General features: G+C 69.9%; 25 protein-coding genes. 19 read left to right on the forward strand and 6 right to left on the reverse strand.

Going from position 1 to position 19840, the window contains the following annotated elements; all coding sequences use genetic code 11:
- The first annotated feature begins 20 nt into the window (after positions 1 to 20).
- From Ate02nite_RS23845 to Ate02nite_RS23885, 9 genes are all read left to right on the forward strand, one after another.
- Complete coding sequence (locus Ate02nite_RS23845; protein WP_203809192.1) at positions 21 to 1019, forward strand: TIGR03617 family F420-dependent LLM class oxidoreductase; 999 nt, start codon at positions 21 to 23, stop codon at positions 1017 to 1019.
- A 57-nt stretch (positions 1020 to 1076) separates the two neighbouring features.
- Entirely contained in the window at positions 1077 to 1883 is an 807-nt protein-coding gene (locus tag Ate02nite_RS23850; protein WP_203809194.1) for a CDP-alcohol phosphatidyltransferase family protein, read from the forward strand.
- Between the two features lie 54 nt (positions 1884 to 1937).
- Positions 1938 to 2939 carry a sulfotransferase family protein gene (locus Ate02nite_RS23855; protein ID WP_203809196.1) on the forward strand — a complete coding sequence of 334 codons (1002 nt, stop codon included), beginning with the start codon at positions 1938 to 1940 and terminating at the stop codon, positions 2937 to 2939.
- A 56-nt stretch (positions 2940 to 2995) separates the two neighbouring features.
- The gene (locus Ate02nite_RS23860) at positions 2996 to 3457 is read left to right on the forward strand and encodes a hypothetical protein (RefSeq protein WP_203809198.1); all 462 of its coding nucleotides are present in this window, start codon (positions 2996 to 2998) and stop codon (positions 3455 to 3457) included.
- An 87-nt stretch (positions 3458 to 3544) separates the two neighbouring features.
- Positions 3545 to 4564 carry an efflux RND transporter periplasmic adaptor subunit gene (locus Ate02nite_RS23865; RefSeq protein WP_203809200.1) on the forward strand — a complete coding sequence of 340 codons (1020 nt, stop codon included), beginning with the start codon at positions 3545 to 3547 and terminating at the stop codon, positions 4562 to 4564.
- A gap of 56 nt (positions 4565 to 4620) precedes the next feature.
- Positions 4621 to 5718 carry an efflux RND transporter periplasmic adaptor subunit gene (locus Ate02nite_RS23870; RefSeq protein WP_203809202.1) on the forward strand — a complete coding sequence of 366 codons (1098 nt, stop codon included), beginning with the start codon at positions 4621 to 4623 and terminating at the stop codon, positions 5716 to 5718.
- Positions 5718 to 6422, forward strand: a complete 705-nt coding sequence (locus Ate02nite_RS23875) for an ABC transporter ATP-binding protein (protein ID WP_203809204.1) — start codon at positions 5718 to 5720, stop codon at positions 6420 to 6422. The genes Ate02nite_RS23870 and Ate02nite_RS23875 overlap by 1 nt, the downstream gene beginning before the upstream one ends.
- On the forward strand, positions 6419 to 7630 hold the full coding sequence (locus tag Ate02nite_RS23880) for an ABC transporter permease (protein ID WP_203809206.1): 1212 nt from the start codon (positions 6419 to 6421) through the stop codon (positions 7628 to 7630). Before Ate02nite_RS23875 ends, Ate02nite_RS23880 begins: the two co-directional genes overlap by 4 nt.
- An 11-nt stretch (positions 7631 to 7641) precedes the next feature.
- The gene (locus Ate02nite_RS23885) at positions 7642 to 8187 is read left to right on the forward strand and encodes a hypothetical protein (RefSeq protein ID WP_203809208.1); all 546 of its coding nucleotides are present in this window, start codon (positions 7642 to 7644) and stop codon (positions 8185 to 8187) included.
- A 520-nt stretch (positions 8188 to 8707) separates the two neighbouring features.
- Here the strand turns inward: Ate02nite_RS23885 and Ate02nite_RS23890 are convergent.
- On the reverse strand, positions 8708 to 9088 hold the full coding sequence (locus Ate02nite_RS23890; protein ID WP_203809210.1) for a DUF427 domain-containing protein: 381 nt from the start codon (positions 9086 to 9088) through the stop codon (positions 8708 to 8710).
- A 196-nt stretch (positions 9089 to 9284) separates the two neighbouring features.
- Here Ate02nite_RS23890 and Ate02nite_RS23895 point away from each other — a divergent pair, with 196 nt between their 5' ends.
- From Ate02nite_RS23895 to Ate02nite_RS23905, 3 genes are all read left to right on the forward strand, one after another.
- The gene (locus Ate02nite_RS23895) at positions 9285 to 9752 is read left to right on the forward strand and encodes an aminoacyl-tRNA deacylase (protein ID WP_203809212.1); all 468 of its coding nucleotides are present in this window, start codon (positions 9285 to 9287) and stop codon (positions 9750 to 9752) included.
- A gap of 9 nt (positions 9753 to 9761) precedes the next feature.
- Positions 9762 to 10112 carry a UBP-type zinc finger domain-containing protein gene (locus Ate02nite_RS23900; protein WP_203809214.1) on the forward strand — a complete coding sequence of 117 codons (351 nt, stop codon included), beginning with the start codon at positions 9762 to 9764 and terminating at the stop codon, positions 10110 to 10112.
- Positions 10113 to 10189: 77 nt separating this feature from the next.
- Positions 10190 to 10663 (forward strand): GvpU-like protein, encoded by a 474-nt coding sequence (locus tag Ate02nite_RS23905; protein ID WP_239147635.1) that lies wholly within the window; start codon positions 10190 to 10192, stop codon positions 10661 to 10663.
- Here the strand turns inward: Ate02nite_RS23905 and Ate02nite_RS23910 are convergent.
- Both Ate02nite_RS23910 and Ate02nite_RS23915 read right to left on the reverse strand, forming a co-directional pair.
- Positions 10567 to 11022, reverse strand: a complete 456-nt coding sequence (locus Ate02nite_RS23910) for a DUF6114 domain-containing protein (protein WP_239147636.1) — start codon at positions 11020 to 11022, stop codon at positions 10567 to 10569. The two genes, Ate02nite_RS23905 and Ate02nite_RS23910, sit on opposite strands and share 97 nt — an antisense overlap.
- Positions 11023 to 11024: 2 nt before the next feature.
- A complete protein-coding gene (locus Ate02nite_RS23915; protein ID WP_203809216.1) occupies positions 11025 to 11657 on the reverse strand; it encodes a DUF6230 family protein in 633 nt (210 codons plus the stop codon).
- Positions 11658 to 11953: 296 nt separating this feature from the next.
- Here Ate02nite_RS23915 and Ate02nite_RS23920 point away from each other — a divergent pair, with 296 nt between their 5' ends.
- Together Ate02nite_RS23920 and Ate02nite_RS23925 are read left to right on the forward strand one after the other, a co-directional pair.
- Positions 11954 to 12628, forward strand: a complete 675-nt coding sequence (locus tag Ate02nite_RS23920) for a Tat pathway signal sequence domain protein (protein ID WP_203809218.1) — start codon at positions 11954 to 11956, stop codon at positions 12626 to 12628.
- A gap of 98 nt (positions 12629 to 12726) precedes the next feature.
- On the forward strand, positions 12727 to 14934 hold the full coding sequence (locus Ate02nite_RS23925) for a glycoside hydrolase family 9 protein (RefSeq protein WP_203809220.1): 2208 nt from the start codon (positions 12727 to 12729) through the stop codon (positions 14932 to 14934).
- Here the strand turns inward: Ate02nite_RS23925 and Ate02nite_RS23930 are convergent.
- A complete protein-coding gene (locus tag Ate02nite_RS23930; protein ID WP_203809222.1) occupies positions 14931 to 15362 on the reverse strand; it encodes a hypothetical protein in 432 nt (143 codons plus the stop codon). The genes Ate02nite_RS23925 and Ate02nite_RS23930 overlap by 4 nt on opposite strands.
- Positions 15363 to 15475: 113 nt before the next feature.
- Between Ate02nite_RS23930 and Ate02nite_RS23935 the strand changes: the two genes are divergently transcribed.
- On the forward strand, positions 15476 to 16039 hold the full coding sequence (locus tag Ate02nite_RS23935) for a DUF2087 domain-containing protein (protein WP_203809224.1): 564 nt from the start codon (positions 15476 to 15478) through the stop codon (positions 16037 to 16039).
- Here the strand turns inward: Ate02nite_RS23935 and Ate02nite_RS23940 are convergent.
- Positions 16023 to 16886: an LLM class flavin-dependent oxidoreductase gene (locus tag Ate02nite_RS23940; RefSeq protein ID WP_203809226.1), complete on the reverse strand. Its 864-nt coding sequence runs from the start codon at positions 16884 to 16886 to the stop codon at positions 16023 to 16025. The two genes, Ate02nite_RS23935 and Ate02nite_RS23940, sit on opposite strands and share 17 nt — an antisense overlap.
- Positions 16887 to 16971: 85 nt before the next feature.
- On the opposite strand from Ate02nite_RS23940, the gene Ate02nite_RS23945 reads away from it, so the two are divergent.
- Genes Ate02nite_RS23945 through Ate02nite_RS23960 form a run of 4 tightly spaced genes read left to right on the forward strand, consistent with a single transcriptional unit; the run spans position 16972 to position 19265 of the window.
- Positions 16972 to 17529: a TetR/AcrR family transcriptional regulator gene (locus Ate02nite_RS23945; protein WP_203809228.1), complete on the forward strand. Its 558-nt coding sequence runs from the start codon at positions 16972 to 16974 to the stop codon at positions 17527 to 17529.
- Positions 17530 to 17541: 12 nt separating this feature from the next.
- Positions 17542 to 18162, forward strand: coding sequence for a hypothetical protein (locus Ate02nite_RS23950; RefSeq protein ID WP_203809230.1), 621 nt, complete (start codon positions 17542 to 17544; stop codon positions 18160 to 18162).
- On the forward strand, positions 18159 to 18806 hold the full coding sequence (locus Ate02nite_RS23955; RefSeq protein WP_203809232.1) for a class I SAM-dependent methyltransferase: 648 nt from the start codon (positions 18159 to 18161) through the stop codon (positions 18804 to 18806). The genes Ate02nite_RS23950 and Ate02nite_RS23955 overlap by 4 nt, the downstream gene beginning before the upstream one ends.
- A gap of 9 nt (positions 18807 to 18815) precedes the next feature.
- Entirely contained in the window at positions 18816 to 19265 is a 450-nt protein-coding gene (locus Ate02nite_RS23960) for a group II truncated hemoglobin (protein WP_203809234.1), read from the forward strand.
- On the opposite strand, the gene Ate02nite_RS23965 is transcribed toward Ate02nite_RS23960, so the two are convergent.
- Positions 19259 to 19798 carry a cache domain-containing protein gene (locus Ate02nite_RS23965; protein ID WP_203809236.1) on the reverse strand — a complete coding sequence of 180 codons (540 nt, stop codon included), beginning with the start codon at positions 19796 to 19798 and terminating at the stop codon, positions 19259 to 19261. The two genes, Ate02nite_RS23960 and Ate02nite_RS23965, sit on opposite strands and share 7 nt — an antisense overlap.
- Positions 19799 to 19840 lie beyond the last annotated feature (42 nt).

The following is a 19840-nucleotide window of genomic DNA, read 5'->3' on the forward strand; positions in this document are numbered from 1 at the left end:
TCAAGTGATAGACCTTGGCCATGCTGGTTGACTTCGCGGCCGGGGTGGCCGCCTCACCTTCAGAGGTGGAAGAGGGCGCGGCGCGGGCCGAGCGGGACGGGTACGACGGTTTCGGCGCGGCCGAGACCAAGCACGACGTCTTCACCTCGCTGACCCTCGCGGCCCGGGCCACTACCGCGATCACGCTGCAGTCGTCGATCGCGGTGGCCTTCGCCCGCAACCCGATGAACCTGGCCATCCTCGCCAACGACCTGCAACTGATCTCGGCCGGGCGGTTCCAGCTCGGGCTCGGCTCGCAGGTACAGCCGCACATCGAGCGGCGGTTCGCGATGCCGTGGAGCAAACCGGCCGCGCGGATGGCCGAGTTCGTGGCGGCGGTGCGGGCGATCTGGGAGTGCTGGGCCACCGGCGAACGGCTGTCGTTCCGCGGCGAGTTCTACCGGCACACCCTGATGACCCCATTTTTCAACCCCGGCCCCAATCCGTACGGGAATCCGCCGATCCTCCTCGCGGCGGTGGGGGAGCGGATGACCGCGGTGGCCGGCCGGGCCGCCGATGGGCTGCTCGTGCACCCGCTGACCAGCCCGGCCTACCTGCGCGAGCGCACCCTGCCGATCCTGCGCGAGGCGCGCGGCGGCTCGCTCGACGGCTTCCAGCTCGGGCTGTCGGCGTTCGTGGTGCTCGGCGCGGATGAGAAGGCCCGGTCCGAGGCCGAGCAGGCGGTCAAGGGGCAGATCGCGTTCTACGGGTCGACGCCTGCCTACCGGCCCGTTCTCGAGCTGCACGGCTGGGGTGACCTCGCCGACCGGCTCAATCAACTCTCCCGGCGGCAGGCCTGGGCCGAGATGACCGCCCTGATCACCGACGACGTGCTGGACACGTTCGCGGTCGGCGGGGACGTGCCGGCCGGGCTGCACGACCGGTTCGGCGGGACCATCGACCGGCTCTCCTTCTATACGCCCTATCCGGTGGCCGACGAGCTGCTGGCCGGGGTGCGCGAGGCCGTTATCAAGCTGTGAGCAGGTTCTTGACCAACTAAGTCCTAATTCGCACCATACGGTTGCTTTGATGGCGGGATGCACAGGGTCTCGCTCGTCGAAGTACGTGCTCGGACATGCAAGCCGCTCGATTCGTGGTGGACGGTCACGCTTGTCGACCCGTACGCGGTCCGGCTTGTTCGTCTGGTTTCGCCGTGGCGATGGGTGACCCCGAACCGGCTCACCGCGCTGTCGGCGGTCTTGGGTCTCGGGGCCGCGGCCTGTTTTGCCGGGCCCGGCCGATGGTGGCCGGTGCTCGGCGCGCTGCTGTTCCACCTCGGCTTCGTGGCCGACTGCATGGACGGCAAGCTGGCCCGGCTGCGCGGCGGCGGATCGCCGTTCGGTGGGTGGTGCGACTTCATGCTCGACCGGCTGCGGGCCATCCTCTGCGCGGCGGCTCTGATGGGCGGGGAGTACCTGCGTAGTGGGCAGGTCCGCTACCTGTGGCTGGTCGCACTGGTGATCAGTCTCGATCTGCTGCGCTATCTCAATGCCGGGCAGGTCTCGCAGGTGCGGGACCTGTATCGAAAAAACCGCGCCGCGCCCACGCGGTCCCGCCGGGGCCTGGTGAAGGCCGCCCTGGCCGCCCGCCGCATCCGGGTGCACCTGTTCAGTGGCATCGAGTTCGAGATGACGGTCTTTGTGATCGGCCCGGTGACCGGCTTCGTCGGCGGGGTCGCCCTGGCCGCTGCGGCGCTCCTGGTGATCTTCGAACTACGCCTCGTGCACCACCTCTGGCGAATCACCCGGCAACCGGTGGTTCATAGCGTCCCGACAGCCGCCGGCTCGATGGGCCACAGCCTCGCCGCCGAAGCTTCACTCGTCCGGCAGCCGGCCGGGCGTTGACTGGCTTTACGCACATATCCGAAAAGTCGTAAATACTAGCCTAAGGTCAGCGTCATGCCCACTGATCGCCCGATCTTCGTCGTCGGATGCCCCCGATCGGGGACCACGATGCTGCAGCTCATGCTGCACGCCCACCCGAGGATCGCCCTCCCGCCGGAGAACCGCTTCGTGATGCCCGCCTACGAGCGGCGGCACGAGTTCGGCGACCTGCGCGATCCGGGCCACCGCCGGGACCTGGCCCGGTGGATCGTCGAGACGCCGCAATTCGAGGACCTCGGGCTGGACGCCGAGCGGGTCGTCGACGCCGTGGTCGGGGCCCCGCCCAGCCTCGGCTCGGCCATCGGCACCGTGTTCCGGCTGTACGCCGAGCGGTTCGGCAAGCCCCGCTGGGGCGACAAGCGCCCGTCCTACCTGCGCAGCCTGCCCGCGCTGCTGCGGATGTTCCCGGACGCGCAGATCGTCAACATCATGCGCGACGGCCGGGACTGCGTGGCGTCGCTCAAGGAGGCGCCGTGGAGCTCGGCCAACCTCTGCGATCACATCGACAACTGGGCCCGGGCGGCCGACGCGTCGCTGCGCGCCGAACGCCGCTACGGACCCGGCACCTACCACCTGGTCCGGTACGAGGACCTGGTCACCGACCCCGAACCGCACCTGCGCCGGCTGTGCGCGTTCCTCGACGAGGAGTACCACCCGGCCATGGCCCGCCCGGACGAGATGGCCCGGATGGCCGTCCCCGAGTACAAGACCTGGCACACCCGCACCCACCAGAGCGTGACCACCGAACGGGTACGCAGCTGGCAGCAGCGGCTTTCGGCCGGCGAGATCGAACGCTGCGAAGCGGTGTTCGGCTCCCGGCTGCACCGCTTCGGATACGAGCCCTCCACCTTCGCCACGCCCACCCCTACCGACCGGGTGGACCGGGTCCGGCTCGCGGTTCGCGACCGGCTCGCCCCCGTGCGGGGCATGGCGAACGACGCGCGGGCGGTGGTGCGCACCCGGCACCGCGAACCCGCCGTCGCCGCTCGGCTGACCAGCGGCCAGCGCCTTCGCTGAGCCGCCTACCCCCCTCGGCCGCGGCGCGACGCCGTGGCCGGTCCGAAGGAGTACCTGTGTCCGTAACCGCCGTGCTGTCCCGTAATCGGCGCCTGGCTGCCGGCCTGCTCACGGCCGTGGCCGTGGCATCCCTGGCCGCTTGCGGCTCCGACGACGACTCCAGCGGCGACACCAGCACCACCCCGGCCGGCGGCAACGCCAGCGCCGGCCCGGGTGGTGGCGGCCGTAACAACAGTGCGATGACCGCCTACATCAACTGCCTGTCGGAGAACGGCGTGACCATCACGATGCCGTCCGGCGGCCCCGGTGGCGGTAACGGCGGCACCCCGCCGTCGGGCGCGCCGAACGGCGGCACCCCGCCTTCGGGTGGCGCCCGGCCCTCGGGTAACCCGGGTGGTGGTGGCGGCGGTCGCGAGATCACCCAGCCTGACGGTGTGGACGACGCCACCTGGACCAAGGCAACCACGGCTTGCGCCACCCTGAAGCCGACCGCGAACGCGTCCGCACCCACGAGCTGATCTCGGCCCGGTCCGGCGGGAGTGCACCCCGCCGGACCCAGCCGTTTTGCCGGACAGGCACGCAGTTTGCCAGAACAATCGTGACTTATGCTGACAAAACTGGTCGCTTTCGGGCTCGCGATCGTGGCCATCGGTGGGGGCGTCACGGCGGCCCTCCTCAACCGGGACGACGACAGCGGTACGAAGACCGCGGTGTCGACCGTCGCGGTGGACACCGGCGCGGTGACGATGAGCGTCGCCGCCACCGGGACCGTGCAGGCCAGCCTCACCCGCACCCTGTCGTTCACGGTGGACGGGACCGTCGAGGCGGTCAACGTGCGGGCCGGCAGCAAGGTCAAGGCCGGCGCCGCGCTGGCCGCGGTCGACAACGACGACGCGACCGACGCGGTAGCCGACGCCGAGGACACCCTGGACAACGCCGAGGACCAGCTCACCGAGGCCTCCGCCTCTCCGTCGCCGTCGGCCTCGATCGGGGCCCGGGCGGTGCCCGGCAACCAGTCGGTGAGCGTGGATGCCATCTTCACTGCCCAGGAGCGGGTCAACTCCGCCAAGTCGGCTCTGGCCGAGGCCAAGGAAGCTCTCTCCGGGACCACCATCACCGCGCCCATCGCCGGCACCGTGATGGCGGTGGCCGGGACCGTCGGCAGTCAGGTCAGCTCCGGCTCCACCTTCATCACCCTGGCCGACACGTACGCCATGCAGGTCTCCGCGTCCTTCCCGGAGGCCGACGCCGGGGATCTCGCCACCGGCCAGGCCGGCGTGGTCACCCTGGCCGACCGGGTCGGCGAACAGTTCGCGGCCAAGGTCGCCCAGGTCGACCCGGTCGGCACCGACGACGGCACCCTGGTGACCTACGGCGTGTTGCTCGCCTTCACCAAGCAGCCGGCCGACATGCTGGTCGGGCAGAGCGCCTCGGTGGAGATCACCACCGGCTCGGTCACGTCCGCGCTGCGGGTGCCGACCACCGCCGTGCACGACACCACGGTCCTGGTCGCGTCCGGTGGCTCGACCGCGAAACGGCAGGTCGAGGTCGGGCTGCGCGGTGACCAGTACACCGAGATCGTGTCCGGGCTGGCCGCCGGCGAAGTGGTGGTTCGGTCCTGGTAGGCGAGCTTTTCTCCGGTTTCGCCGCGATCGACCGCGAACGCCGGTAATCATGAGTTGTGCGCCGGGTACCCAGCCTTCTGGTCAACCTCGCCCTTGCCGGGCTCGCTCTCGGCGCGGTCGGGTGGTCCGTCCTGCTGGTCCGGGACACCGGCACGGCCACCACCAAGGCGTCGGCCGGATCCCGCACGGTCACCGTCGCCCAGGGCACGGTCACCGCCACCGTCGCCGCCGACGGCACCCTGGCCACCGCCACCACGGCCAGCGCCAGCTTCGAGACGTCCGGCACGGTCACCGCCGTCTACGCGAAGGTCGGCCAGACCGTGAAGAACGGTCAACTCCTCGCCAAGGTCGACCCGGCCGCCGCGCAGCGCGCCCTCGACCTCGCCCAAGCGAACCTGGACGCCGCGCAGGATGCCCTGGCCCGGGCCGTGAAGGCCGGCTCGGACACCACCACCGCCACGAACAACGTGACCACCACGACCCTCTCCGTCGAGGACGCGCAAGCGGACGTGGACGGTACGAAGCTCACCGCCCCGATGGCCGGCACGGTGATCTCGGTAAACGGGACGGTCGGGTCGTCGGCTTCCTCCTCCGGTGGCGGCGGCTCACAAGAATCCTCGGGTTTTGTCGAGCTCGCCGACCTCAACAAGCTGCAGGTCAGCGCCTCCTTCGGCGAGTCCGACGCGACCAAGCTGAAGACCGGGCAGACCGCCGCGCTGACCTGGTCCGCGCTCACCGACGCGACCGCCACCGGCAAGGTCACCGCCATCGACCCGTCCGCCACCACCAGCAACAGCGTCAGCACGTACGGGGTCACGATCAGCGTCGACTCGCTGCCGGACGGCGCCAAACCCGGCCAGTCGGTAAGCGTCACCGTCACCACCGGCACGGCCACCGACGCGGTCTACGTCAACTCGGCCGCGGTCACCGTCTCCGGCACCCGCTACACGGTGACCGTGGTGGCCGACGACGGCACCACCGAGACCCGTACGGTCAAGGTCGGCGTCAAGGGCGACGACTCGTACCAGATCACTGATGGTTTGACCGTGGGGGAAAAGGTCGTGGTGCCGGAAACATCGAGTTCCAGCACGTCGACAACCTCCAACCAACAGGGCCCCGGCGGCGGGTTCAGCGGCGGCGGGGGACCGCCCTGATGCATCCGGTCCTCGACGTCCGGTCACTCACCAAGGTGTACGGCGAGGGCGAGGCCACCGTGCACGCGCTGCGCGGGGTGACCCTGGCCATCGCGCGCGGCGAGTACGTCGCGATCATGGGCTCCTCCGGCTCCGGCAAGTCCACCCTGATGAACATCCTCGGCTGCCTGGACGTCCCCACCGCCGGCCGATACCTGCTGGACAGCGTCGACGTCTCCCGGCTGTCCGACCGGCAGCTCGCCCTGGTGCGGAACCGGCTCATCGGTTTCGTCTTCCAGTCGTTCAACCTGATCCCGCGCACTTCCGCACTGGGCAATGTGGAGCTCCCGCTCGCCTACGCCGGCATGCACGCCCGCGAACGCCGCCGCCGGGCCATGCACGCGCTCGACACGGTCGGCCTCGCCGACCGGCACGACCACGAACCCAACCAGCTCTCCGGCGGCCAGCAACAGCGCGTCGCGGTCGCCCGCGCCCTGGTCACCGAGCCCGCCCTGCTGCTGGCCGACGAACCCACCGGAAACCTGGACAGCCACTCCACCGAGGACGTACTGACCGTCTTCGACGAACTCCGAGCTGCCGGTCGTACCATCGTCCTGATCACCCACGAGCCCGAGGTCGGAGCCCGGGCCGATCGGCTGATCAAACTCTTTGACGGTGAGATCCAATCGGACGTGCGCCAGCACGCGGTGGGGGCAGCGGGATGAGCTTTGCCGAGATCATTCGATTCGCACTACGCGGACTCGCGGCCAACAAGCTGCGGTCTGGGCTGACCATGCTCGGCATCCTGATCGGTGTCGCCTCGGTGATTCTGCTGGTCGCGGTCGGCAACGGCTCGGCCAAGGCGGTCAGCGACCGGATCAGCGCGCTCGGCACCAACACGCTGACCGTCTCGACCGGCGGCGGCCGCGGCGGCGGCGCCTCCACCAGCAGCAGCGGCCTGACGCTGAAGGTCGCCGACGCGCTCGACGACCCGGTGCTCGCCCCCGATGTGAAGTCGGTGTCGCCGGTGGTCAGCACCTCGGCGACGATCGCCTACGGCAGCACGTCGTACGACGTGAACTCGTTCGTCGGATCCACCGCCAGCTACTTCACCGCCGCCAACTACCCGCTCGCGTCCGGCTCGGCGTTCAGCACGGACGACGACGCCCAGGGCCGCCGGGTCGTGGTGATCGGCCAGACCGTCGCCGAGGAGCTGTTCCCCGGCGTAGACCCGGTCGGCGAGCAGGTCACCGTCAGCGGCGCCCTGTTCACGGTCGTCGGCGTGCTCGACGAGAAGAGCTCGAGCGGCGGCTTCCAGGACGCCAACGACGTCGCGATCGCCCCGATCACCGCGGTCCGCCAGGTGCTAACCGGCTACGGCGCGCTCAACTCGATCCTGGTCGAGGCCGCCGACTCGAAAATGGTCAGCACGGTCACCAGCGAGATCACGGTGATCCTCAACCAGCGGGTGCCGACCAGCTCCAGCGGCTCAGCCGGCTACACCATCCGCAGCGCCTCCCAGCTGCTGGAAACCCAGACCGAGACCGCCGACACGTTCACCACGCTCCTAGGAGCGGTAGCCGCGATCAGCCTGCTGGTAGGCGGCATCGGCATCACCAACATCATGCTGGTCACGGTGACGGAGCGAACCCGCGAGATCGGCATCCGCAAGGCCCTGGGCGCCCCCAGACGGGTAATCCTCACCCAGTTCCTGATCGAGGCCACGCTGCTCAGCTTCATCGGCGGCGGCCTGGGCGTAGCGGCCGCCCTGATCGGCGCCAACTTCAAAATCGTCGGCGTGACGCCGGTCGTCGTACCCAGCTCGGTGGTCCTGGCCCTGAGCGTCTCCGTGGTAATCGGCCTGTTCTTCGGCGGCCTGCCCGCCGCCCGCGCCGCCCGCCTGCGTCCCATCGACGCCCTCAGGTACGAGTAGGGGATTCCGCCATGACCGACAGCGACACCGAGGTCCGAGAAGGGGTAACCGAGGAACCCCCGGAGGACGAGGACCTACCTGATCGGCTGTCAAAGGCGGCCCCCCGCAAGTGGTTCAACCGAGCCACCCCGACCTTGCTGTGCGCGTTCTTACTGGCCGGCGGCTTCCTGGGCGGCGTAGCAGTGCAAAAACACTGGGGCAAGGCATCCTCAGCCGCAACCGCGACGTCATCCACGACCCGAACCGGCGGCGGCATGTCAGGCCAGATGCCAGGCGGAGCCGGCGCCTCCGGCTTCCCCGGCGGTGGCTTCGGCGGCAACACCGGCGGCAACGCGTCCGCCGGCAATGCCACCACCGGCACCATCAAGTCGATCACCACAACCGCCCTGACCATGACCACCGCGGCCGGCAAGACTGTGACGGTAAAGATCGCCGATTCCACCAAGATCCAGCAGACCACAACGCTGGCCAAGCTGAAGGCGGGCCAGTCCCTCTCAGTCCAGGGAACAACAGCCACCGACGGCGCCATCACCGCAACGACGCTAACCGCGTCCTAGCCCCCGTTTCCCCAGACCACCGTCGTCTTCAAACGCTAATTCTTCCGGTACGCGCACCGCCCAGTCCCGTGCCGCCCAGTCCCGCTGAGCGAGACTTCCCGAGCGGATCTCTCAGCGACTCCGCAAGATCGAGCGCGGCCCGGCCCGGCGGGGCGACGCGGGTAGCGGGTGCGGCCCGCCGGATTCACCCCGGATCTTGCGAGGTTCCCGCGCGGACCTCTCGACAACTCCGCAAGATCGGGAGCGACCGGCACAGCCCGCCCCGCCCCGGCACAGCCCGCCCCGGCACGGCGCGGTTAGCGGGCGCGGCCGGCGGTTCCACCGCGGATCTTGCCGAGTTCCCGCACGGACCTCTCAGCGACTCCGCAAGATCGGGCGCGGTGCGGCCCGGTGCGGCGGGAACTGGAGCACTTTCCGCACGGCTGCTGCCCCTGGCCTGCGCCGATCTTGTGTCGTTCCCGTAGGGGCGGTGCGCCCGAACCGCCCCGGCGTGAGTGGCGGGGCGGTTCGGGCGCGGGAGTCAGCTGGGCTGGATTTCGATCGCGTCCACGCGGTCGGGGTAGAACGCCACGTGGTCCTTGATCTGGGCTACCGCGTCGTGCGGCTGGGTGTACTCCCAGATCGCGTCTACGGCCTTGTTGTCGCCGGTGTTGATGGAGTAGTAGTTCGCGTCGCCCTTGAAGGGGCAATAGCTCTCGGTGGTGGTGCGCTCCAGCAGGGACTGGTCTACGTCGGCCAGCGGGACGTACTGCACCGCCGGATAGGTCGACTCCTGCAGCGTCAGCGAGTTGCGGCTGTCGGCGACCACCTTGCCGCCGGCGGTCACCACGACCCGGCCGGCGGTGGGGGTGATCGTGATCGGGTGGCTCGGTCCGGGTTGAAGCACCGGCTTGTCAGACATACCTGAAACGTACTCCCATAGGGCCTGTCCTGCCGGTCACGCGGGGCTGCGGCGTGGCCCAGCCGCCGCCTGGCCGCACGGCGCGAACACCCAGATACAACACCGGTATCCGGGCGCCCGCGCCGCGCACCCAGACGACACCTGGACCTCGCCTCGCTCCCCCGTGACCGGCAGGACAGGCCCTACAGTTGATCACATGCCAGGACCAGCCGAAGAGGCCGCGATCGCGCTCGGGATCACACACCGGGTGCTGGAGCACGGGCCCGTCTCCAGCGTCGCCGAGGCCGCTGCCGCGCAAGGGGTCGAGGTGCGCGATCTCGTCAAGACGATCGTCGTGCGGCGGGGCGAGGGCGACTACGTGTTCGTGCTGGTTCCGGGGGATCGGCAGATCTCCTGGCCCAAGCTTCGGGCGCTGCTCGGGGTCAACCGGCTGTCGCTGCCTGACGCGGCCACCGCCAAGGAGGCGACCGGCTACGAACGCGGGACGATCACGCCGTTCGGGTCGGCCAAGCCGTGGCCCGTTGTGGCCGATGCCAGCACCGAGGGGCGGACGATCAACCTCGGCGCGGGGGTGCGCGGCGTCGGACTTCAGGTGGCGGCCGGGGAGGCGGTCGCGGCCCTTGGGGGTACGTTCGCCGATGTCACCGACGCGACCCTGGGGTAGGTTTCCGGCGTGACTAGCGACGACCCGATTCAGCCCGACGTTCCCCCCTCCGGCACCGGCTGCGTGGAGTGCCTGGGCGACAGCGGCTGGTGGTTCCACCTGCGCCGCTGTGCGCAGTGCGGGCACATCGGCTGCTGCGACAGTTCTCCGGCGCAGCACGCCACCGCGCACTGGAAGGCCACCGGCCACCCGGTCATCCAGTCCTTCGAGCCGGGCGAGGACTGGTTCTGGGACTACTCGACCGACGAGGCCGGCAACGGCCCGGAGCTGGCCCCGGCGACCAGCCGGCCCGAGGACCAGCCCGCCCCCGGGCCGGCCGGGGCTGTGCCCGGCGACTGGCGCCACCACCTGCACCGCTGACTTCTCCCGTTCGCGTCCGGCGCCCCGTCCGGCTGACCTAGAGTCGGCACGGGGAGCCTGACACGGGGGTGTGCGAAGTGTTGTCCGATCCGATGCTCGACTCGATCATGAGCCGATCCGACTGGAGCGAGCCGGACAGCGTGCTCGGCACGTACGTGGCTCAGATGGACCGGCTCATCAATCTGGTGGAGCCAGGCGTTCCGCTCAGCCTGACCGTGCACGGCCTGCTGGTCAGCGGTGACCTGATCCCGCAGTGGCAGTGGTTCGCCGAGGTCAGCGAGATGAACGACTACGAGGACGCCTTCTTCGTCGGCATGGCCGAGCACATGAAGGAACAGTCCGACCTCGCCCACCACGCGATCCGCCAGCGGGACATCGGCGGCGAGGTGACCCACCGCCAGATGTCCGCCCTGCTGGCCCCGACGAAGTACATCCACCTGCGCAACACGCGGATCTATTCGCCGGACAGCAAGCCCGATGAGGTACGCCTGTGGCGCGGCAGGCTCTCCGACGTCTCCGGCTGGACGCCGGGGTTGTCGGTCGACGCCTGAGTCGCCACTTTGTGCTTTTCCGGTGACCACGCGAACGCCAGGGCGCTGCCGACCAGGCCGAGCAGCAGGCCGATGACGAAGCCGCCCAGGTTGGACGTCAGCCACGAGGCGGCCGCGAGTACGGCCGCGACGATCGAGTAGAAGACGTGCTGCTGCGGGTTGAAGATCAGCAGAGCGCCCAGGACCGCGATCAGGATCGGCAGCAGGTAGCCGATGAAGCCTTGCATGCCGACGTGCACGACGACCGGCAGCGGCGCCATCACGGTCAGGAACATCTCGGTGCCGCCGACGAGGACGAGCAGCCCGCCCCAGAAGGGGCGGGCGTGTCGCCAGTTCCAGAAACTGGATCCGCGGGGCATTGTCAGCAGCCGGTCGACGAGAACGACATCCGCAGGTGCGGCAGCGTGAATTTGGCCGCCGTGGTCGCGTAGTTGTTCTGCCACAGATTCTTGATCTGCACCGCGTCGGCCTGCTGCCCGAAGACGTAATCGGGGCCGACGACGTCCTCACCGGTGTTCGGGTTCTTCACCTTGTTGAATAGACCGGCGTCACCACCGACCTCGATGTTGGTGAAGTCGGCGTTGCCGTTGATCTGGTCGGAGTCGACGACCAGCGCCTTGGCCGACACCGGGGTGCCGGCGTCGCCCGCGGTGATCTTCAGGTAGGCGCCGCCGAGCGACACGCTCTGGCACAGCTTGGTCAGCGTGGCCGTGTTGATCGCCGACACGATCAGCACCTTCTGCCCACCCTCGTCGGCCAGGTTGGGGTTGCCCTCGCGGGTGGTGTCCAGCGTCGCGAACTGCTCGAAGCCCTGCCCGTTCAACTCGTCGGCGGCGACCACGAACGGCATGCCGGAGATCGAGAAGTTGGCGGCCAGCACGCCCTGGGCGGTCAGGGCCATCAGGCCGGCGGTCGCCACCCCGGTGAGGCCGAACATCACGGCGAACCGCCGCCAGCGGACACCACCGGCGGAAACAGTGTCCGGTGCACTCATCAAACTACTCCCTTTTGTGTGCCGTAAACAATTGAGCAGAATCGAATTGTCGCTCACCAACAACGGCATTATGTAAAGTCCGCCGTCTATGTAGCGTTCCGAAGTTACCGCTGGGTATCCGGCGGGTCAAGTGGCTTGACGGGTCATATCCGACAGGTCTATACATCGACGGCGCTAAGTATCACTTTCGGTTAATTGTATTTCCGGAAGAGCGTGCAAGAGCCCGGACCGGTTTCCCGCATCCCCCCGCAGGTGGCCGCCCGGGTGTCTCGTTCCCAACGCAAGGAGGAACACCCATGCGTGCGTCCAGAAGCCTTCCGATCGCCGCGCTCGCGGCACTCTCGGTGGCGCTGGTAGCCGGTCCGGCCCGGGCCGCCGACGACGCGGTGGCCGTGCTGACCACCGGCAGTCCGGCCGGAGCCAACGTGGTCGTCGGCGACGTGCTGAACGCCGCGGTCGCGGCCGGCACGACCGCCGACTTCAACACCACGTCCGGCGGTACGACCGGCATCAAGTGCGCCGCGTCGGCCTTCACCGCCACGGTGACCGACAACCCGGCCGCGCCGGGCCTGGCAACCGAGTCGGCCACCGCACACACGTTCGCCACGTGTACCGCCAACATTCTCGGCGTGACCAAGGTGACCAGCGTGACCGTCAACAACCTGCCGTTCGGTACCACGATCGACAGCGCGACCGGTGCGGTCACGGTCAGCGGCGCGGCCGGCGCCCCGGTGCAGACCACCCTGGTGCTGGGCACCCTGCTCGGCTCGGTGACCTGCGTCTACCAGGCCGACGGCGGTGCGATCACCGGCGTCTCGTCGAACACCGGCAACTCGATCGCGTTCAGCAACCAGGCGTTCTCGAAGTCGTCCGGGCCGATCACCTGCCCGAGTGCGGGCTTCTTCACCGCCACGTACGCCCCGGTCCTGGACACCACGGTGTCGGGCTCGCCGGCGGTCTTTGTGAACTGAAGGTAGCGGTCGGAGCCCTCATGCCGGGGGGCTCCGGCCGTGAACGCGCTGTTTCGCCAGCGTTGACAGCGCGTCACGAGGTCGATTCAATCTTTTCCATGTCTCTATGGGAGCGCTCCCGAACGGTGGCCGTCCTCACCGCCCTCCTTGTTGGCGGCGCCGCCGCGCCAGCTCTGGCCGATGAGGTCGAGCAGGTCCGCAACGGCGGATTCGACGGCACCACCGATCCCTTCTGGTCCACCGCGGGCCTGCCGATCACCCTGGTCGACGGGCAAGCCTGCGTGGACGTGCCCGGCGGCACGACCAACCGCTGGGACGTGGCGATCGGGCAGAACGATCTGCCCCTGGTCGCCGGCGAGAGTTACCGGTTCAGCTTCGACGCGGCCGGCGACGCCGGGCACGTCGTGCGGGCCATCGTCGGCCTGGCCGTCTCGCCCTACGACACCTACTTCGAGCAGTCGCCCGTGCTCGGCGGGCTGACCCACTACTCGTACACGTTCACCCAGTCGGCCGACACCGCCCAGGGGCAGGTCGGGTTCCAGCTCGGCGGCAGCGCCGACCCGTGGCACTTCTGCGTCGACAACGTCTCTCTGGTCGGCGGCGTCCCGCCCGAGGTGTACGTGCCGGACACCGGCCCGCGGGTGCGGGTCAACCAGGTCGCGTACGTCCCGTCCGGGCCGAAGACCGCGACCGTGGTGACCACCGCGACGACCCCGCTGCCGTGGCAGCTGAAGAATGCCGCCGGCGCAGTAGTGGCGCGCGGAAACTCCACTCCGCGCGGTGTCGACATCTCGTCCGGCGAGAACGTGCAGACCATCGACTTCGGCCGGTACTCCCGGCCGGGCACGGGCTACACCGTGGTCGCCGACGGGGAGACGAGCCGGCCGTTCGACATCGGCACGGCGGCGTACGACAAGCTGCGGGCCGACGCGCTGAAGTTCTACTACACCCAGCGCAGCGGCATCGCGATCGACAACGCCCTGCGCCCGGGCTACGGCCGCGCCGCCGGGCACGTCGACGTGGCCCCCAACCAGGGCGACGGCAACGTGCCCTGCCAGGCCGGCGTCTGCGACTACACCCTGGACGTGCGCGGCGGCTGGTACGACGCGGGCGACCACGGCAAATACGTCGTCAACGGCGGCATCACCACCTGGGAGATCCTCAGCGAGTACGAGCGGTCGCACGCCGTCCGGAAGGTGTCGCTCGCCATCCCGGAGAGTGGCAACCGCGTCCCGGACATCCTCGACGAGGCCCGCTGGGAGCTGAACTTCCTGCTCAGCATGCAGGTGCCGACCGGCAAGCCCCTCGCCGGGATGGTCCACCACAAGATCCACGACCAGTCCTGGACCGGGCTGCCGCTGCTGCCCGACCAGGACCCGCAGCCGCGTGAGCTGCACCCGGTCTCCACCGCCGCGACGCTGAACCTGGCCGCGGTGGCCGCCCAGGCCGCCCGGGTCTACCGGCCCTACGACCCGGCGTTCGCCAAGCGCGCCCTCGCAGCGGCCCGCACCGCGTACACCGCGGCCAAGGCCAACCCGGCGCTGCTCGCGCCGGAGTCGGACGGGGTCGGCGGCGGCGCCTACAACGACAGCAAGGTCAGCGACGAGTTCTACTGGGCCGCCGCCGAGCTGTACCTGACCACGGGGGAGAAGAGCTACGCCAACGACGTGCTGGCCTCGCCCGAGCACACCGCCGACGTGTTCGGCGCGGGTGCGTTCGACTGGGCCTCGACGGCCGCGGCCGGCCGCCTCGACCTGGCCGCGATCCCGAACAAACTGCCCGGCCTGAAGGCCGTAAAGGCGTCGGTGGTCACCGGAGCGGAGAAATATCTGGCCGTTCAGAAGGCCCAGGCGTACGGCGTTCCGTACGCCCCGAACAACAACTCCTACGACTGGGGCTCGAACAGCATCGTCCTGAACAACATGGTCGTGCTCGCGTCGGCGTACCAGCTGACCGGGAAGCCGGTGTACCGCAACGCGGTGCTCACCGGCCTCGACTACGTGTTCGGGCGTAACGCACTGAACCAGTCCTACGTGACCGGGTACGGCGAGGTCAGCTCGCAGAACGAGCACAGCCGGTGGTACGCCCACCAGCTCGACCCGGCCCTGCCGAACCCGCCGGCCGGCACCCTGGCCGGTGGCGCGAACTCGTCGATCCAGGACCCGTACGCGCAGAGCAAGCTCACCGGCTGCGTCGGGCAGTTCTGCTACATCGACGACATCCAGTCGTGGTCGACGAACGAGGAAGCGATCAACTGGAACGCCGCCCTGGCCTGGATCTCGGCCTTCGTGGCGGATGTCAGCTAAAGGGTGAAGATCACCGCGCCGGGGACCTCTCTCATCGAGGTGTCCGGCGCGGTGTACACCCCGGCGGGGGCCACCACCGTGCGGATGCCCCGGCTCTTGAAGAACGCGATGCTCGCCTCGTCGGGGAACGTCTTGACCGCGCTGCGCAGGTCTTCGTCGACGGCCGGGAACCCGTCGGCCGGCGCGTGGCCGGGCCGGACGGCCGGCAGCACCAGCAGCGGCTGCTGCAGCGACGCGAGGTCGACCGGCGACTGCGGCACGACGTGGAACGGCGTGATCTGGACGCCCTCCAGCGCGATCAGGCCGCCCGGGATCAGCAGCGCCGCCGCCAGGAACGGCTTGAGCGCCTTGGCTTCCATCCGCTTGACCCGGACGGTCAGCGCGGTGATCAGGCCGACCGCAAGCAGAACCAGGAAAAGGGTCATCATGGTCGCGCTCCCCGTGCTGGTCGATGTATCGACGATCGTACGGGGTGGGCGCACCTTTCCGGCCCGGATTAATCCGGATGCGCGGAGCGTGCCTCCTTCAATACGGTGGGCCGATGTCCGCCGATGCCGCGCGCGCCGCCGAATTCCTGTCCCAGCTCGCCGTGCCCGCCCGCCTGGCGGCCTTCGCCGAGCTGGTGAAACGCGGTAAGGACGGGGCCACCCTGGCCGAGCTGGCCTACGCGCTGGACGTGCCGATCCAGGAAGCGGGGGAGCTGCTGGCCCGGCTGACCGGCATCGGGCTGGCGACCGGCACCGGCAACGGCGTCTACCGGGCCTCGCCCGGGGCGCTGCGCGAGGCGGCCAACGCGGTCGACCGGTCCCAGCCCCTGGCCGGGCTGCTCGCCGACTATCCGCAGCTGCGCGGCAACTTCGCGCACGGCCGGCTGACCAGCCTGCCGCCCACCATGAGCGAGCGCTACCAGCAGGTCGGCGAGCTGTTCGCGCGCTTCCTGGCGCTGGACGGCCTCTATTCGGAAGACGAGATCAACCGCCGGCTGTCGGTGGTCACCGACGACGTCGCCGGGGCACGCCGGATGCTTGTCGAGACCGGCTGGCTGGAGCGCGACCGGGCCGGCACCACGTACGGTCCGGCCAAGCCACTCACCTCGCTGTCCTGATCAGCTCGTCGGCGACCCAGCGGGCGACCCCGGCCGGGTACGGCGCGGGCAGGCTGAGCACGAAGTGCCCGATGCCGATCTCGCGGGCCGCCGCGATCGCGTCCCGGGTCTCGCCCGGATTGTCGTAGGAGACTGGCACCGGGATCGACCGGGTGATCTCGGCCGGGTCGCGGCCGATCTCGGCGCAATACCGATCTAGCAGGTCACTCCGGCTCTTCAGGTCGGCCAGGTCGGCAAAGCCGGGGATGTTCCAGATGTCGGCGTGCTCGGCGGCCAGCCGCAGCACCGCCGACGAGCGCCCGGCGATCAGGAACGGCGGCCGCCGCACCGGCTTCGGGTTGCAGAACGCGCCGGTCAGGTCGACGTACGACCCGTGGAAGTCGAACGGCTTGTCCTCGCTCCACAGCCGCCGGATCACCGTGCACGCCTCGGCGAAGCTGCCCACCGCGTGCGGGGTGTCGTGGAAGGGCAGGCCGTGCGCGTCGTACTCGCGCTTGGCCAGGGGGTGGCCCGGCCGGGAGCCGACCCCGATGCCGAAGACCATCCGGCCGCCGGCGACCACGTCGACGGTCGCGGCGATCTTGGCGAGCATCGCGGGTGGCCGGAACCGGTTGCTGGTCACCAGCAGGCCCAGATCGAGCCGCCGGGTCTGCGCGGCCAGCGCGGACAGCAGGGTCCAGCCCTCCAGGATCGGCCCGTCCGGGTCGCCGCCGATCGGCATCAGGTGGTCGAACAGCCAGGCGTGCTCGATCTCGGCGATCTCGTCGGCCTCGCGCCAGACCCGCACGATGTCCTCGTAGCCGACCTGCATGGGCGCGGTCATGATCCCGAAACTGGTGCTCGGCATCGGTCCTCCCTAAACTCGAGGTTAAGCGGAACCGTGTTCCGCAACCAACCATACGGAACCGTGTTCCGTTTACCAAGGGGATGGCGTGGCCGAGCGAAAACGGGCCGATGCCCGGCGCAACGAACGCACGCTGCTGGACGCGGCGGCCGAGGCGTTCGTGACCTCCGGCGTGCACGTCCCGGTGCGCGAGGTCGCGGCCCGGGCCGGGGTCGGGGTGGGCACGATCTACCGGCACTTTCCCACCCGGGCCGACCTGATCGTGGCGGTTTACCGGCACCAGGTGGAGGCGTGCGCCGAGGCCGGGCCCACGCTGCTCGCCACCGGCCTGAGCCCGCACGCGGCGCTGGCCCGCTGGATCGACATGTTCGTCGACTTCCTGGTCACCAAGCACGGGCTGGCCGAGGCGCTGCAGGGCGACGCCACCTTCGCGAGCCTGCACGCGTACTTCCTGGATCGGCTCGTCCCGGTCTGCGGGCAGCTGCTGGCCGCGGCGGCCGAGGCCGGCGAGATCGTGTCGGACATGGACCCGCTCACCCTGATGCGCGGGGTCGGCAACCTCTGCGTCGGCGCGGACAGCCCCGGCTACGACGCCCGCCGGATGGTCGCGCTCGTCGTGGCCGGCCTACGTATTGACCGGGTGTGATGTCATGACCCGGTGCCGGTACGCGAGGACACCTACGAGTGCCGGCCGCTCAGCGACCCGGCCGCGGCCAAAAGACTGCAGGGCGAGGCGTACGTCCGGCACGGTCACCTGCCGGCCTCGGAGCTGACTTCGGAGGGCTGGCTGCCCTGGCACGATGAGATCCCGGCCGAGCGGGTGCACTGGTTCGGCAGTTTCGACGCGGCCGGCATGCTGGTCGCGGTCGGCCGGCGGATGGTTACCGATTCGACCGGCTCGCTGTCGCTTCCGGCCGCCCGGCTGATGGCCGCGCCACCGGCGGGCGACGGGGTGGTCGAGCTCTCCGGGGTGGCCAAGGCGGCGGACGCGCCGGGCGTCGCGACGCTGCACCTGTTCCGGGCGCTCTACCGGGAGAGCCTGCGCTGTGGGGACCGGCTCTGGGTGATGAGCGTGGTTCCGTCGCTGCGGGCGACCCTCGAACGGATCGCGCCGGGCGGTATCACCATCGGACCGGACCCGGTGCGGATGAGCGGCGTCTATCCGGGCGTGCGGGCGGACGTGCTCGCCTACCCGGCCTGGGGCGTGGTCGGGACCTTCACGGCCAGCATCCGGGCCGCGGGGGTGCCCGAGATCGCGGACTTCATGGAGGCTCGGTGAACACGGCGCTGTGGGACCTGTACGCCCGGTGCTACGACGTGATCGCGCGTCTGACGCCGTACGAGCGGATGGTCTTGACCTTGATCTCCGAAGTTCCCGAAGGGGCCGGGCGGGTGCTGGATGCCGGGTGCGGGACCGGGAATCTGACCCGGGCGCTGCGGGCGCGCGAGCCGGGGGAGATCGTCGCGGTGGACATGTCGCCGGTGATGCTGGAGCGGGCCCGGCGCAAGAATCCCGGGGCCACCCACCTGCGCGTGGATCTCGACGGTGACCTGGCCGAACTGCCCGGCACCTTTGACGCGATCGTGTGCGGGAACGTGCTCTATTCGCTGGCCGATCCGGCCCGGTCGATGGCCTTGCTCATCTCTCGGCTGAACCCCGGCGGGCGGCTGGTGGTCACCACGCCGCGTGATGGGGCCGGAACCGGGGTGATTCTGCGTGACCACATCCGTTCACGCGGCGTGCTCTCACTCGGGCGGATCATCCTGCCGCTGCTCGTTGTCGGGGTGATCAACGTGCGGCTGCTGCGCGACTCGGCCCACCACTTCCTCACCCGCGACCAGCTCCGGGACATGCTGGCGACCGACGACATCCGCCTCACCTACAGCTCTCAGGCGTGGCTGGCGGTCCATCAGGCGCGGTAGCGTTTCGCTATGCCCAGCGTGTACGAAGCGGCCGGCGGCACCGCGGGCCTGACCCGGCTGGCGGCGGCCTGGCACGCCCGGGTGCTGGCCGACGAGGTGGTGAGCCACGCGTTCAGCCACGGCTACCACCCGGAGCACACCGCCCGCCTGGCCGACTACTGGGCCGAGGCCCTCGGCGGGCCCGCCGCCTACACGTCTCAGCACGGCGACGAGACCACGGTCGTGCGCATGCACAGCGGGAACGGCCCGCACGAGGAGATGGACCGGCGGGCGATCGCCTGCTTCGACGCGGCGCTGACCGATGCCGGATTCACCACCGATCCGCTGCGCCAGGTCCTGCACGACTACTTCGCGTGGGCGACCACCACGACGATGAATCGCTACCACCGCTCACCCGACGACGTGCCCGCCGACCTGGCCCTGCCGCGCTGGTCCTGGGACGGCCTGGAGCATCAGTAGCGGAACGTGCCGACCAGGGCGGTCAGGTCGGCCGCCAGCTTGGACAGGTTGGTCGCGGCCTGCTGGGTGGTGCCGGCGATGTCCGCGGTCGACGACGCCACGTCGGCCACCCCGGTGATCGTGTGCGCGACGTCCCCGCTGTTCGCGGCGGTCATCAGCACGTCTTTACCGCCCACGGCGTACGTGTAGGGCTCGATGATCTTTTCGGCCTTGGTGTTCTTCGGGACCAGGTAGTAGTCGCCGGTGCCCTCGACGGTGTAGTCGGTCAGCGGGGCGAGGCTTATCGTGCTGCCGTCGCGATACCAGTACGGGATGAACCGGCCGGTGGCGTCGTGGCCGGTCTTGTTGCGGTAACTGCTGTCCTGGCCGTCGAACGCGTTCGGCTCCCAGCCGGTCCAGACCCCCAGGTAATCGGTGTGCGCCGCGAGCACGGCCCGCAGCTCGGCCGAGGCGATCTTGCGGCTGCCGTCGGTCAGCGACAGCGCGTCGGTGGCCTGCGCGACGTCGCGGGCGGTGCCGAGGCCGCCCTGCACCAACTCCTGGACCTGAGTGGCGTTGCGCTCGGCGACCTCACC

Source organism: Paractinoplanes tereljensis, assembly GCF_016862435.1.
In the GTDB taxonomy this organism is placed as follows: Bacteria; Actinomycetota; Actinomycetes; order Mycobacteriales; family Micromonosporaceae; genus Actinoplanes; species Actinoplanes tereljensis.

Excerpts from the sequence above, each read along its gene's own strand:
- Ate02nite_RS23940 (WP_203809226.1), bottom strand. The coding sequence starts at position 16,886 with ATGCCGAGCACCAGTTTCGGGATCATGACCGCGCCCATGCAGGTCGGC.
- Ate02nite_RS23850 (WP_203809194.1), top strand. The coding sequence starts at position 1,077 with ATGCACAGGGTCTCGCTCGTCGAAGTACGTGCTCGGACATGCAAGCCG.
- Ate02nite_RS23930 (WP_203809222.1), bottom strand. The coding sequence starts at position 15,362 with ATGATGACCCTTTTCCTGGTTCTGCTTGCGGTCGGCCTGATCACCGCG.
- Ate02nite_RS23880 (WP_203809206.1), top strand. The coding sequence starts at position 6,419 with ATGAGCTTTGCCGAGATCATTCGATTCGCACTACGCGGACTCGCGGCC.
- Ate02nite_RS23890 (WP_203809210.1), bottom strand. The coding sequence starts at position 9,088 with ATGTCTGACAAGCCGGTGCTTCAACCCGGACCGAGCCACCCGATCACG.
- Ate02nite_RS23910 (WP_239147636.1), bottom strand. The coding sequence starts at position 11,022 with ATGCCCCGCGGATCCAGTTTCTGGAACTGGCGACACGCCCGCCCCTTC.
- Ate02nite_RS23885 (WP_203809208.1), top strand. The coding sequence starts at position 7,642 with ATGACCGACAGCGACACCGAGGTCCGAGAAGGGGTAACCGAGGAACCC.
- Ate02nite_RS23895 (WP_203809212.1), top strand. The coding sequence starts at position 9,285 with ATGCCAGGACCAGCCGAAGAGGCCGCGATCGCGCTCGGGATCACACAC.
- Ate02nite_RS23855 (WP_203809196.1), top strand. The coding sequence starts at position 1,938 with ATGCCCACTGATCGCCCGATCTTCGTCGTCGGATGCCCCCGATCGGGG.
- Ate02nite_RS23935 (WP_203809224.1), top strand. The coding sequence starts at position 15,476 with ATGTCCGCCGATGCCGCGCGCGCCGCCGAATTCCTGTCCCAGCTCGCC.
- Ate02nite_RS23920 (WP_203809218.1), top strand. The coding sequence starts at position 11,954 with ATGCGTGCGTCCAGAAGCCTTCCGATCGCCGCGCTCGCGGCACTCTCG.
- Ate02nite_RS23865 (WP_203809200.1), top strand. The coding sequence starts at position 3,545 with ATGCTGACAAAACTGGTCGCTTTCGGGCTCGCGATCGTGGCCATCGGT.
- Ate02nite_RS23845 (WP_203809192.1), top strand. The coding sequence starts at position 21 with ATGCTGGTTGACTTCGCGGCCGGGGTGGCCGCCTCACCTTCAGAGGTG.
- Ate02nite_RS23915 (WP_203809216.1), bottom strand. The coding sequence starts at position 11,657 with ATGAGTGCACCGGACACTGTTTCCGCCGGTGGTGTCCGCTGGCGGCGG.
- Ate02nite_RS23925 (WP_203809220.1), top strand. The coding sequence starts at position 12,727 with ATGTCTCTATGGGAGCGCTCCCGAACGGTGGCCGTCCTCACCGCCCTC.
- Ate02nite_RS23960 (WP_203809234.1), top strand. The coding sequence starts at position 18,816 with ATGCCCAGCGTGTACGAAGCGGCCGGCGGCACCGCGGGCCTGACCCGG.
- Ate02nite_RS23875 (WP_203809204.1), top strand. The coding sequence starts at position 5,718 with ATGCATCCGGTCCTCGACGTCCGGTCACTCACCAAGGTGTACGGCGAG.